This is a genomic window from Streptomyces sp. NPDC033136 (genome assembly GCF_055578235.1).
The window spans coordinates 107,031-119,492 of record NZ_JBVIPD010000010.1 but is presented as its reverse complement, the minus strand read 5'-3'; the positions used below and the strand labels follow the sequence as shown (position 1 = coordinate 119,492).

The window sequence follows — 12,462 nt, the reverse complement described above, 5'->3', positions numbered from 1 at the left end:
TTGGCGGACGAACCGGAGGCGGTCAACGCCGGTGCCTGGGGCACGTACGGGGCACATCATCTGCGGCGTGGCACCCCGCTGCCCGAGGCGACGCGGCTCGACTGGGGGTTCGAGGGCGGCGGGCCGGGGACCGAGGTCCTCGGGGAGCTGACGGGCCGGCGGGTGCTGGACCTCGGGTGCGGTCCGGCGCGGCACGCCGCCCATCTGGTCCGGGACCGTGGCGCGCTGGTGGACGCGGTCGACGCCTCGGCGGGGCAGTACGAACGGGCGCGGGCCCGTTACGGCTCGCTGCCCGGGCTGCGGCTCGTCCTGGCCGACGCGGTGGAGCATCTGCGCATCGCGGAGCCGTACGACGTCATCTACTCCGTCAACGCCGTCCCGTACATCGACCCGCACCGGCTGCTGCCCGCTCTCGCCGGGGCGCTGAGGCCGGGCGGCAGGCTCTGCTTCACGGTGCTGCACACCAACGCGCGGGGTGACGGGCCGTCGGACCGGGTCGCCGCGCGGCCCGAGATCCTGCGGCTGGCCGGCGGCGATGACGTCACCGTCCAGATGTGGGTCCTCACGCCGGAGCTCTGGACGGAACTGCTCACCGAGTACGGGCTGCGGCTGGAGGGAGTCGATGTCCTCGACACGCCGCAGGCCGGGAACCACGCGTGCTACCGGCTGCTTCGGGTGACCCGGCCCGTCCGCGTCTCCTCCCGGCCGCGCGTCGCCAAGCCGCCGCCCGCCCACGCGGCGCTCGGGGTCGGTGCCGTGCTGTACGGGCCGCGCGGGCTGCTGCTCGGCCGGCACCGGCGCGGGACGTGGGAGCTGCCCGGCGGGACGGTGGAGCCCGGGGAGTCGCTGCGGGAGACGGCCGTGCGGGAGCTCGCCGAGGAGACCGGGCTCGCGGCGCGGCCGGAGGACGTCCGGCTGCTGGGGACGCTCCTGGACGACGCGGGCGGGGTCGTCCGGGTGACCGTGGCGGCCCTGGTCACCGCCTGGCGGGGCGAGCCGACGGACCAGCCCGGGGAGAGCGTCGGCCGCTGGCGCTGGTTCGGCCTGGACCGCCTGCCGGAGCAGCTGTTCGTGTGCAGCGCCCAGGCCCTCACCGCCTGGCGGCCCGGGCTGCCCATCGACCACACACCGGCTCATTTCACGCCGTTCGCCACCGGATCGGGCGACAGCTGAAGCACCCGGAGGGGGGCGTTTTTTCAGCCGTTCCCGTGTGGCCGGCGCTCAGCCACCCTGCCGACCGCCGCGGTCTGGTGCACTGCCCCTGAGATTCCTGACAGTTGACGAGGTATCAGGGGGCATGGTGGCAGGTCGTCGCGGGCGGCGGGCAGCGGGCAGAGCGCTACTGGCGTTTCTCACGGCGTTCGGCGCGCTGGCCGGTGCGGCCCTGGCGGGGGCGGCTCCGGCCGACGCCGTCCACAAGGGCGTACGGGTCGCGCCGGGCGTCAGGTACGAGGAGTTCGACATCAAGGCGGCCGAGGGGGTGGCCCACGCGCATGTGCTGAAGGTCGACCTGGGCCATCCGCAGGTACGGGTCGACCTGCTGCATCCCGGGGCCGTGGCCTCGCGTGCGCGGGTCTCGCGCATGGCGGACGCGCAGGGCGCGGTCGCCGGAGTCAACGGCGACTTCTTCAACATCATCGAGACGCAGCACCCGGGCGTCGAGCCGACCGGCGCGAGTGTGGGTCCGGCGATCGCGGCCGGGCGGACGCTCAAGGCGGCCGTGCCGAACGGCCAGCGTTTCGGCCCGGTGCTGCCGCCCGGCACGACCACCGAGGACGTGTTCGGCGTCGGAACGGACCAAGTGGCGCGGCTGGACCGGCTGGCCCTGGACGGCTCGGTCCGCACGGCCGAGGCGCAGCTGCCGCTGGGCGGGCTCAACCAGTACGCCCTGCCGGTGGGTTCGGTCGGCGCGTTCACCTCCGACTGGGGCAGCGCCTCCCGCGTGCGCGCCACGTGCGGCACGGACACGGACCGGGCCGCGCCCTGCAGCACGGACACGTACGAGGTGACGGTCCGCGACGGCAGGGTCGTGGCGGCCGCCGACACACCCGGCAGCGGTCCCATCGCCGAGGGCACCACCGTGCTGGTCGGCCGGGAGGCGGGCGCCCAGCAGCTGCGGAAGTTCGCCACGGACGGGCCGGTCGAGGTGGAGCACCGTCTCGTGGCGGCCACGGACGGCACCGCGTACCGCCTCGCCCTCGGCGGCTACCCGGTCCTCACGGGCGGGCGGCCGCTGCCGGGCCTGGACGACACGGCGTCGGCCGTCCGCACGGCCGTGGGAATCGCCGACGGCGGGCGGCGCATGCTGCTGCTCGCGCTGGACGGGGCAGCCGCCTACCGCGGCGGCCTGACGATCGCGGAGGTGGCCGACACCATGGGGAAGCTGGGCTCGGACGCCGCCTTCAGTCTGGACGGCGGCGGGTCGTCGACGCTGGTCGCCCGGCAACCGGGCGCGAGCGCCGTCTCGGTGCGCAACCACCCCAGCGGCGGCGCCGAGCGGACCGTTCCGAACGGCATCGGCGTGTTCTCGGGGGCGTGACGTCAGGGCCGCAGACCGCTGACGATGTCCGCCGTCGCCGTGAGGCCGCTGTGGATGGTGGGGGCGATGCTGGTGCTCGCCAGGTAGAAGCCCAGCAGCAGGCAGACCAGCGCATGGGAGACCTTCAGCCCGCCGTTGCGCAGGAAGATCACCGCCAGGATCAAGAGCAGCAGCACCACAGAGATGGAAATGGCCATCGTCAACTCCTCCGCCACGCCGCCATGTCCGGTTCACGGCGTTCGGCCGTAAGTGTGGCGTAGCGGAGGGTTCATCCGTGCGGCTGACCTGTCCGCCGAACGTGTGGTGTCCTCCCCGCGCCCTACCTCGCGCGCCGGGCGTCCAGGAACGCCTCCAGTCCGGCGAGGTCGTCGGTGTTGAGGTGGTCGACGCCCGCGGCGAGCAGTTCGCCCCACAGCGCGTCGCGGGCGGGCCCGGCCAGGTCGGGCGTCGCCCAGAACCGCACCCTCTGCCCACGCCGGTGGGCGGTCCTGACGATGCCCCGCAGCTTCTGCCGCTCGGCGTCGGGGAACGCGCCCACGCCCTGCCAGGTGAAGTTGAGCCACCAGTTGTCGCTGATCAGCGGAATGAAGGAGGCCTGGGCCTGACCGCCGAGGTCGGCGAGGCGGCCGTCGTAGAAGGCGCGCCGGACGGTCTGGGCCTGCAGGGGGGCGCGGGCCGCGCGGTCGCCGGAGATCACGGCCGTGACCGGGCCGCGGTGGACACGGCCGTGGACGTATGTGGTGAACAGGTGCCGGTAGCGCCGGAGGTGGCGGTCGAGTTCGAGGTACGTCGGCGCCCCCTCGGTCTTGATGTCGATGAGCAGCTGCAGCGAACCGCGGTACCCCCGGTACACCGAACCGCGGTGGGCGCGGACGCGGGCGGCGAGCGGGTCGAGGTAGAGGGACTCGAGTGTGCGGGACGGGTCGAGGTCCTCCGGGTCGTGGGCGACGAGGAGCTGGTCGCCCACGAGGTAGATGTCGGCCTCGACGCTGCCGAAGCGGTGGTCGAGGGCGTCGAGCAGCGGGCGCGGGTGCTCGTAGTCGTTGTGGGCGTGGGCGCGCCACAACGGGCGGGGCCTGTGCCGTCGTTCGCCGGCCAGTGCCTGCGCGGCGGGGAGGGCGACCGGGCCCGCGAGGGCCGCGCCGAGGGTGGTGAGGGCTCTGCGACGGGTGGTGAGGGCCATGCTCTGCCTCCCTGGAGGTGCCGTACGGGACCCCTGCGAGTATGGGTCCCGGTCGGTCCAAGAAGCAGGCCTGTGCGCGGAGTTGGTGGGACTGCCGCTGTGCGTTCACTTCACCGGGCCGGGGCGCACGGAAAAGCCCGCCCCTGGTGGGACGGGCTTTCACGGGCTGCCCCGGGCCTTCACGGAGCTTTCCGGGCCGCCCGCCGCCCCGGGCTTTCCCCGAGGAGCCCCCCGCGACGGCCGGATGGACGTCAGGGGGCCAGGAGGTCGACCCGTGCGGCCAGTTCCTCCCGGTGGGCGCCCGCCGTGCCGTAGGCGATCGAGTCGGCCTTCGCGCGCTTGAGGTACAGGTGCGCCGGGTGCTCCCACGTCATGCCGAGGCCGCCGTGCAGTTGCACGGCCTCCTCGGCGGCGTGGACGGCGACCGGCGCGGCGTAGGCCTGGGCGACGGCGACGGCCACGTCGATGTCCTCGCCGCCGGCGAGGGCGTCCGCGGCGTTGCGGGCGGCAGCACGGAGGTTGACGACCTCCAGCCACAGCTGGGCCAGCCGGTGCTTGAGCGCCTGGAAGCCGCCGACGGGCCGGTTGAACTGCTTGCGCTCCTTCAGGTAGCGGACGGTCTCCATCAGTGTCCAGTCGGCCAGGCCGAACTGCTCGGAGGCGAGCAGCCCGGCTCCGGCGCGCAGGGCCCGGCGCACGGCGGGCTCGGCGTCGCCCAGGAGGCGGCCCCGGGCCCCGTCGAGGGTGACGGTCGCGAGCGGGCGGGTCAGGTCCAGGGAGATCTGCGGAGTGACGGTCGCGGTGGCGGCGTCGACCGCGTACAGGCCGCCGTCGTCGGCGGGCACGAGCAGGACGTCCGCGACGGCGGCGTCCGCGATGCCGGTGAGTTCACCGTGCAGCAGGCCGTTCTCGTGGAGGACGGTCTTGTAGGCGGCGCCCGGCGCGACGTTGAGGGAGACCGCGAGGGCGCCGATCGTCGTCCCGGTCGCGAGTTCGCGCAGGAGGTCGTCGGTGCCGCAGGCCAGCAGTGCCTCCGTGGCGACGACCGCGCTCGTCAGATACGGCACGGGCGCGACCGCGCGGCCCAGTTCCTCCAGCACCACGGCGGCTTCCCGGTGTGTGGCGCCCTGGCCGTCGAGTTCCTCGGGCACCAGCAGGCCGGCGAGGCCCATGCCGTCGGTGAGGGCCTTCCACAGGGCCATGTGGTGTGGGGCGTCCGACTCGGTGCGGGCGATGACGCCGGGTGCGTCGCAGTGGTCGGTGAGCAGGTCGCGGACGGCGGCGCGCAGCGCCTCTTCCTCTTCCGAGTACAGCAGGTCGCTCATCGGGCGAGGTCCTTCCAGGCGACGTCCTTGTCGGTGCGCGGCTCGGCGGGCAGGCCCAGGACGCGCTCGGCGACGATGTTCAGCAGGACCTCGGTGGTCCCGCCCTCGATGCTGTTGCCCTTGGAGCGCAGGTAGCGGTAGCCGGCCTCGCGGCCGGTGAAGTCGACCAGCTCCGGGCGCCGCATGCTCCAGTCGTCGTACAACAGACCCTCCTCGCCGAGGAGTTCCACCTCCAGGCCGCTGATCTCCTGGTTGAGGCGGGCGAAGGCCAGCTTCATGCCGGCGCCCTCGGGGCCGGGCTGGCCCGCGACCAGTTGCTGACGCAGCCGCTCGGCGGTGAGGCGGGAGACCTCGGAGTCCACCCACAGCTTCAGCAGCCGCTGGTGCAGGTCGTGGGTGCGCAGCTCCGGGCGCTCGCGCCAGGTCTTCGCGACCGGGCCGATCATGCCGCCCTCGCGGGGCAGCCGCATGCCTCCGATGGCCACGCGCTCGTTGTTCAGCGTGGTCTGGGCGACCTTCCAGCCGTCACCGACCTCACCGAGGCGGCGCGTGTCGGGGATGCGGACATCGGTGAGGAACACCTCGTTGAACTCGGCCTCACCGGTGATCTGCCGTAGCGGCCGCACCTCGACGCCCGGGTCGGTCATGTCGCACACGAAGTAGGTGATGCCCCGGTGCTTGGGCACGTCCGGGTCGGTGCGGGCGATGAGGATCGCCCAGCGGGCGACATGGGCGCTGGACGTCCAGACCTTCTGCCCGTTGACCATCCAGGCTCCCCCGCTCTCGGCTCCGCTCGAGCGGGAGGTGCCCCCATCCTCCCGCACGGCCCGGGTGCCCAGCGCGGCCAGGTCGGATCCGGCACCCGGCTCGCTGAACAGCTGGCACCAGACCTCCTCCCCGGTCCACAGCGGCCTGAGGTACCGCCGTTTCTGCTCCTCGGTGCCGAAGCCCAGGATGGTCGGCGCGGCCATGCCGAGGCCGATGCCGATGCGTCGGGGGTCGTTGTCGGGTGCTCCGGCCGCCTCCAGCTCGGCGTCCACGACGGCCTGGAGGGAGCGGGGCGCACCGAGTCCGCCGAGGCCCTCCGGGTAGTGCACCCAGGCGAGTCCGGCGTCGAAGCGGGCCCGGAGGAAGTCCAGGCGGTCGGTCGAGGCCGGCGGATGGGCGGCCAGCAACGCCCGGGTACGACGGCGCAGTTCCTCGGCGTCGGTCATGCTGCCTCCTCCATGACGACCGCGACCCGGCCGGTGGTGAGCCCGTCCGCCACCTTCTGCACGGCGGCGGCTGCCCCGGCGAGCGGCACGCGCTCGCTCACCAGCGGCTTGATCGCGCCCCGGGCGGCCAGCTCGGTGAGCTGCTCGTGGCAGCGCCGGACCAGCTTCGGGTTCTTGGTGTTGTACAGGCCCCAGTGCAGGCCCAGGATCGAGTAGTTCTTCACCAGGGCGTGGTTCAGGCCCGGGCTGGGGATCGTGCCGCTGGCGAAGCCGACGACGACGATCCGCCCCTCGAAGGCGACGGCCTTGGCGGACTGGGTGTAGGCCTCGCCGCCGACCGGGTCGTAGATCACGTCGGCGCCCCGACCGCCGGTGGCCTCCTTGACGGCCGCGACGACATCCTCGGAGCGGCGGTCGATCACGACGTCACAGCCCAGCTCGCGGGCGACGGCCGCCTTCCCGGAGCCGCCGACGACACCGATGACGGTGGCGCCGGCGGCCTTCCCGAGCTGCACGGCCGCGCTGCCGACCCCTCCTGCGGCAGCGTGGACGAGCAGGGTCTCGCCGGCCTCCAGACCGGCCCGGCGGTGCAGGCCGAACCAGCCGGTCTGGTAGCCGATGTGCAGGGCCGCGGCCTCCGCGTCGTCCAGGGCGTCCGGCGCGGGCAGCAGGGCGGCGGGGTCCGCGACGGCGTACTCCGCGAAGCCGCCGTGCGGCAGTGCCGGGTTGGCGATCACCCGGCGGCCGTCCTCGGTCTCGCCGCAGATCTCCACACCCGGGGTGAACGGCAGCGGCGGCCTGACCTGGTACTGGCCGCGGCACAGCAGGGCGTCCGGGAAGTTGATGCTGGCCGCGCGCACCTTCAGCAGGACCTGGCCCTCACCGGGCGCGGGCGGTTCCACGTCCTCAAGCCGCATCACCTCGCCCGGCTCGCCGTTCTCGTGCACTTGCCATGCCTGCATGCGGGGCCTCCACGGGGGACTGCTTCGTCTGACCGGGGTCACTTCGCATACTAAGCGGTCGCTTGCCGATGAGGGAACCGTCTCCGGGCGAAGAGTCCCGCCACCTGGCACCTCACGCGTCACGACTGCTTCGGCCGCGCCCGTACATGCATCCGCTCCCCCTGCGGCCCGAACAGGCTGAGGAACTCCACGGGCCCCTCCCCCGTCGACCCGAACCAGTGCGGCACCCGGGTGTCGAATTCGGCGGCCTCCCCCGCCGTGAGCACCACGTCGTGCGCGCCCAGCACCAGGCGCAGCTTCCCGGCGAGCACGTACAGCCACTCGTAGCCCTCGTGCGTGCGCGGGTCCGGCTCCTGCCTGCGCTGCGGTTCGAGCACCTTGTAGGCCTGGAGGCCGCCGGGCTGGCGGGTGAGCGGCCAGTGGGTGCGGCCGCCCATCACGATCGGCTTGGACCGCACGCGCGGGTCACCGGCCGGCGGGGCTCCGACCAGTTCGTCGAGCGCCACCTGGTGAGCGCGCGCGATCGGCAGCAGCAGCTCCAGGCTGGGTTTGCGCAGGCCGGACTCCAGTCGCGACAGGGTGCTGACGGAGATGCCGGTGGTACCGGAGAGCGCCGACAGGGTCACCTCCCGGTCCTTGCGCATCTGCCGCAGCCGGGGGCCGACGCCCGCGAGTACCTCGTCCGTGGTCATGTCCGTATTGCAGATTCGGCAAGGTCGTTTGTCAATACCGCAGTGCCGGGGCGACGCTCGGTCGCGGAGGTGGTCACCATGACCGAGAAGTACGCAGTGGTCGTCATCGGCGGCGGTGCGGCGGGCCTGTCCGCGGGGCTGGTGCTGGGGCGGGCCCGGCACCGCACGCTGGTCGTCGACGCGGACGAGCCGCGCAACGCGCCCGCCGCGCACATGCAGGGGTACCTGTCACGGGACGGCATGCCGCCCGCCGAGTTCCTCGCGATCGGCCGGGAGGAGATCGCGCGCTACGGCGTGGAGCTCGCGCGGGACCGGGTGGCGGAGGTCGGGAGGGATGTCGGGAGGGATGAGGACTTCACCGTGGTCATGGCCGGGGGCCGGACCGTGCGGGCCCGGCGGCTGGTCGTCGCGACCGGGCTGAAGGACGAGCTGCCGGCCGTCCCCGGGGTCGCGGAGCGGTTTGGCCGGGACGTGCTGCACTGCCCCTTCTGCCACGGCTGGGAGGTGCGCGACGAGCCGTTCGGGGTGCTGGCCCCCACTCCGGCGAGTGTGCACCAGGCGCTGATGGTGTCCCAGTGGTCGAAGGACGTGCGGTTCTTCCTGCACACGGTCGCCGAGGAGGAGCTGTCCGACGCGGATCTGCGGCGGCTCGCCGCGGCCGGGGTGGACGTGGTGCCCGGGGAGGTCGCGGGGCTGGTGGTCGAGGACGACCGGCTCACCGGGGTCCGGCTCGCGGACGGCACGACGCACGCCCGCTCGGTGCTGTTCGCCGCTCCCCGGCCGGTTCCCCGGACCGGCCTGCTGGAGCAGCTCGGCGCCGAGCTGCACGAGACGCCCTTCGGCGCGTACCCGGTGGTCGACGCGAACGGCCTGACGACCGTGCCGGGCGTATGGGCCGCCGGCAACGCGATCGGCTTCGCCGAGCAGGTCGTGCACGCGGCGAGCGGCGGGTACCGGGCGGCGTCCGCGATCGTCGGGGACCTGCTGATGACGGACCTGGACGCCGTCTGAGGGCTCCGCCCGTGGCACCCGGCCGTCCGGGTGTAGAGGCGGCCCCTCCGGTGCACCATGACTGCATGCTGCTGCACCGGCTGGCCCGAGTGTCCCAGGAGGTCGCCGCCACCTCGGCTCGGTCCCGGAAGACGGCTCTGCTCGCGGAGCTCTTCCGGGACGCCGAGGCGGACGACGTGCCGATCGTCATCCCCTATCTGGCCGGGCGGCTGCCGCAGGGCCGGATCGGCGTGGGCTGGAAAGTGCTGAGCCGCCCGGTCGACCCGGCAGCGGAGCCCGGCCTGACCGTGCGGGACGTCGACGCCCGGCTGTCGGAACTCGCCAAGGTGTCCGGACCCGGCTCCCAGGCCGAACGCGCCCGGCTGGTCGGGGAGTTGATGGGCGCGGCCACCGAGGCCGAGCAGCGGTTCCTGCTCGGGCTGCTCACCGGCGAGGTCCGGCAGGGCGCACTGGACGCCGTGGCCGTCGAGGGACTGGCCCAGGCGACCGGGGCACCCTCCGCCGAGGTACGTCGGGCCGTGATGCTCGCGGGTTCCCTCCAGGCGGTCGCCGAGGCCCTGCTCGCGGACGGCCCCGCCTCCCTCGACCGCTTCCGTCTCACCATCGGCCGCCCGGTCCTGCCGATGCTGGCCCACAGCGCCTCCTCGGTCGCCGAGGCCGTGGACAAGCTCGGCGCCTGCGCGGTCGAGGAGAAGCTGGACGGCATCCGCGTCCAGGTGCACCGCGACGGCGACACCGTACGCCTGTACACCCGCACCCTCGACGACATCACCGACCGCCTGCCCGAAGTGACGGCCGCCGCCCTGGAGTTGCGGGGCGAGCGGTTCATCCTGGACGGCGAGGTGATCTCCTTCGACGAGGACGGGCGCCCCCGCTCGTTCCAGGAGACCGCCGGACGTGTCGGCTCCCGCACGGACGTGGCGACGGCCGCCCGCACGGTCCCGGTCTCCCCCGTCTTCTTCGACGCGCTGTCCGTCGACGGCCACGACCTCCTCGACCTGCCGTTCACCGAGCGGCACGCCGAACTGGCACGCCTCGTCCCCGAGCCGATGCGGGTGCGGCGCACGCTGGTGTCCGGGCCGGACGACACGCCCACGGCGGAGGAGTTCCTCGCCGAGACCCTGAAGCGCGGCCACGAGGGCGTCGTCACCAAGGCCCTCGGCGCCCCCTACAGCGCGGGCCGGCGCGGCGCGTCCTGGCTCAAGATCAAGCCGGTGCACACCCTCGACCTGGTGGTCCTGGCCGCCGAATGGGGCCACGGACGCCGCACCGGCAAGCTCTCCAACCTCCACCTCGGCGCCCGCACCCCCGACGGCGACCTCGCCATGCTCGGCAAGACCTTCAAGGGCATGACCGACGCGATGCTCACCTGGCAGACCGAACGGCTCCGGCAGCTCGCCGTCGACGACAACGGCCACGTCGTGACCGTCCGCCCGGAACTCGTGGTCGAGATCGCCTACGACGGCCTGCAGCACTCCACCCGCTACCCGGCCGGCGTCACCCTCCGCTTCGCCCGCGTGATCCGCTACCGCGAGGACAAGCGCGCGGAGGACGCCGACACGGTCGAGACGCTGCTGGCCGCCCATCCGGAGGTACAGCCGTGAAGCGCAGTGCGGGCCTGCTGCTCTTCCACCCCACCGCCGACGGGCTCGACGTGCTGCTCGGCCACATGGGCGGCCCGTTCTTCGCCCGGCGCGACACCGGAGCGTGGACCGTGCCCAAGGGCGAGTACGAGCCCGGCGAGTCCGCCTGGGCGGCCGCCAGACGCGAGTTCCAGGAGGAACTGGGACTGCCCCCGCCCGACGGCGAGGCCATCGCCCTGGGCGAGGTCCGGCAGACAGGCGGCAAGATCGTCACCGCCTGGGCGATCGAGGCGGACCTCGACCCGGCGACGATCGTGCCCGGCACGTTCCGGATGGAGTGGCCCCCGCGGTCGGGACGGCTCGCGGAGTTTCCCGAGGTGGACCGGGTGGCGTGGTTCGGCATCGACCGGGCCCGTGCGGTGATCGTCAAGGCGCAGGCCGCGTTTCTCGACCGCCTGGCGGAGCACTCGCCCTGAGGAGACGCTCCCGCGTTGCGGTCCCCTCCGCCGCGCGGGAAGGTCGAGACACAGCCCGCTCCGAGGGAGGTCAGCCATGCCCATCGCAACGGTGAACCCGGCGAACGGCGAGACGCTCAAGACGTACGAGGCCATGGGCGAGGAGGAGATCGAGCGCCGGCTCCAGCTCGCGGAGGCCACGTTCCGCACCTACCGGACCTCGTCCTTCGACGAGCGCGCCCGGCTGCTGAACCGGGCCGCCGACCTCCTCGAAGAGGACCAGCAGGACATCGCCCGCGTGCTGACCACCGAGATGGGCAAGCCGATCCAGCAGGCCCGGGCCGAGGCGGCGAAGTGCGCCAAGGCGATGCGCTGGTACGCCGACCACGCCGAGGAACTGCTCGCCGACGAGGAACCCGCCGACGCCGACGTCAAGGATTCCGGCGCCTCGCGGGTACGCGTGCGCTACCGGCCGCTCGGCCCGGTGCTGGCGGTCATGCCGTGGAACTTCCCGCTGTGGCAGGTGATCCGCTTCGCCGCGCCCGCGCTGATGGCGGGGAACGTGGGCCTGCTCAAGCACGCCTCGAACGTCCCGCAGACCGCCCTCTACCTGGAGGACCTCTTCCACCGGGCGGGCTTCACCGAGGGCTGCTTCCAGACCCTGCTGATCGGCTCCGCGGCGGTCGACGAGATCCTGCGCGACGAGCGCGTCAAGGCGGCCACCCTCACCGGCAGCGAGCCCGCGGGCCGCGCGGTCGCCTCCACCGCCGCAGAGATGATCAAGAAGACGGTGCTGGAGCTGGGCGGCAGCGACCCGTTCGTCGTGATGCCCTCCGCCGACCTCGACCGGGCCGCGAAGGTCGCGGTCACCGCGCGCGTGCAGAACACCGGGCAGTCCTGCATCGCCGCGAAGCGGTTCATCGTGCACACGGACGTCTACGACGCCTTCGCCGAGCGCTTCGCCGAGGGCATGAGGGCGCTGAAGGTCGGCGACCCCATGTCCGACGACACCGAGGTCGGGCCGCTCTCCAGCGAGCAGGGGCTGCGCGATGTGGAGGAACTGGTCGACGACGCGGTGCGCGGCGGAGCGGAGGTGCTGTGCGGTGGCGAACGGCCGGACGGGCCGGGCTGGTACTACGCGCCGACCATCCTCGCCGGCATCACCCGCGAGATGCGGATCCACCGGGAGGAGGCGTTCGGACCGGTCGCCACGCTGTACCGGGCAGCCGACCTGGACGAGGCCGTGCTGATCGCGAACGACTCGCCGTTCGGGCTGAGTTCGAACGTGTGGACGCGGGACGAGGCCGAGGTCGACCGGTTTGTGCGGGATCTGGAGGCCGGCGGGGTGTTCTTCAACGGCATGACGGCGTCCCATCCGGCGTTCCCGTTCGGCGGGGTGAAGCGGTCCGGGTACGGCCGTGAGCTGTCCGGGCACGGAATCCGCGAGTTCTGCAACATCACCACTGTTTGGCATGGTGCGTGAGTGTTGCGGGGCTAC

The 12,462-nt window shown here is 73.3% G+C and carries 12 protein-coding genes; 6 read left to right on the top strand and 6 right to left on the bottom strand.

Annotated elements, in window-relative coordinates; genetic code table 11:
• Together ACZ5TL_RS20420 and ACZ5TL_RS20415 are read left to right on the top strand one after the other, a co-directional pair.
• Complete coding sequence (locus ACZ5TL_RS20420) at positions 1-1,173, top strand: bifunctional class I SAM-dependent methyltransferase/NUDIX hydrolase (RefSeq protein WP_468591402.1); 1,173 nt, start codon at positions 1-3, stop codon at positions 1,171-1,173.
• A 124-nt stretch (positions 1,174-1,297) separates the two neighbouring features.
• Positions 1,298-2,539, top strand: a complete 1,242-nt coding sequence (locus ACZ5TL_RS20415) for a phosphodiester glycosidase family protein (RefSeq protein WP_468591401.1) — start codon at positions 1,298-1,300, stop codon at positions 2,537-2,539.
• Between the two features lie 2 nt (positions 2,540-2,541).
• On the opposite strand, the gene ACZ5TL_RS20410 is transcribed toward ACZ5TL_RS20415, so the two are convergent.
• From ACZ5TL_RS20410 to ACZ5TL_RS20385, 6 genes are all read right to left on the bottom strand, one after another.
• Positions 2,542-2,736: a hypothetical protein gene (locus ACZ5TL_RS20410; protein ID WP_031107271.1), complete on the bottom strand. Its 195-nt coding sequence runs from the start codon at positions 2,734-2,736 to the stop codon at positions 2,542-2,544.
• A 122-nt stretch (positions 2,737-2,858) separates the two neighbouring features.
• Entirely contained in the window at positions 2,859-3,722 is an 864-nt protein-coding gene (locus ACZ5TL_RS20405; protein ID WP_468591400.1) for a phosphatidylinositol-specific phospholipase C/glycerophosphodiester phosphodiesterase family protein, read from the bottom strand.
• Positions 3,723-3,973: 251 nt separating this feature from the next.
• On the bottom strand, positions 3,974-5,047 hold the full coding sequence (locus ACZ5TL_RS20400) for an acyl-CoA dehydrogenase family protein (RefSeq protein WP_468591398.1): 1,074 nt from the start codon (positions 5,045-5,047) through the stop codon (positions 3,974-3,976).
• A complete protein-coding gene (locus tag ACZ5TL_RS20395; protein ID WP_468591397.1) occupies positions 5,044-6,261 on the bottom strand; it encodes an acyl-CoA dehydrogenase family protein in 1,218 nt (405 codons plus the stop codon). Before ACZ5TL_RS20395 ends, ACZ5TL_RS20400 begins: the two co-directional genes overlap by 4 nt.
• On the bottom strand, positions 6,258-7,223 hold the full coding sequence (locus ACZ5TL_RS20390; RefSeq protein WP_468591396.1) for an NADPH:quinone oxidoreductase family protein: 966 nt from the start codon (positions 7,221-7,223) through the stop codon (positions 6,258-6,260). The genes ACZ5TL_RS20395 and ACZ5TL_RS20390 overlap by 4 nt, the downstream gene beginning before the upstream one ends.
• A gap of 119 nt (positions 7,224-7,342) precedes the next feature.
• Positions 7,343-7,915 carry a helix-turn-helix domain-containing protein gene (locus tag ACZ5TL_RS20385; RefSeq protein ID WP_468591395.1) on the bottom strand — a complete coding sequence of 191 codons (573 nt, stop codon included), beginning with the start codon at positions 7,913-7,915 and terminating at the stop codon, positions 7,343-7,345.
• A gap of 78 nt (positions 7,916-7,993) precedes the next feature.
• On the opposite strand from ACZ5TL_RS20385, the gene ACZ5TL_RS20380 reads away from it, so the two are divergent.
• The 4 genes from ACZ5TL_RS20380 (at position 7,994) to ACZ5TL_RS20365 (ending at position 12,447) form a co-directional block, all read left to right on the top strand.
• Positions 7,994-8,926: an NAD(P)/FAD-dependent oxidoreductase gene (locus tag ACZ5TL_RS20380; protein ID WP_468591394.1), complete on the top strand. Its 933-nt coding sequence runs from the start codon at positions 7,994-7,996 to the stop codon at positions 8,924-8,926.
• Between the two features lie 65 nt (positions 8,927-8,991).
• On the top strand, positions 8,992-10,530 hold the full coding sequence (locus tag ACZ5TL_RS20375; RefSeq protein ID WP_468591393.1) for an ATP-dependent DNA ligase: 1,539 nt from the start codon (positions 8,992-8,994) through the stop codon (positions 10,528-10,530).
• Positions 10,527-10,985 (top strand): NUDIX hydrolase, encoded by a 459-nt coding sequence (locus tag ACZ5TL_RS20370; protein WP_468591392.1) that lies wholly within the window; start codon positions 10,527-10,529, stop codon positions 10,983-10,985. The genes ACZ5TL_RS20375 and ACZ5TL_RS20370 overlap by 4 nt, the downstream gene beginning before the upstream one ends.
• 76 nt (positions 10,986-11,061) lie before the next feature.
• Positions 11,062-12,447, top strand: coding sequence for an NADP-dependent succinic semialdehyde dehydrogenase (locus ACZ5TL_RS20365; protein WP_468591390.1), 1,386 nt, complete (start codon positions 11,062-11,064; stop codon positions 12,445-12,447).
• The last annotated feature ends 15 nt before the right edge of the window (positions 12,448-12,462 follow it).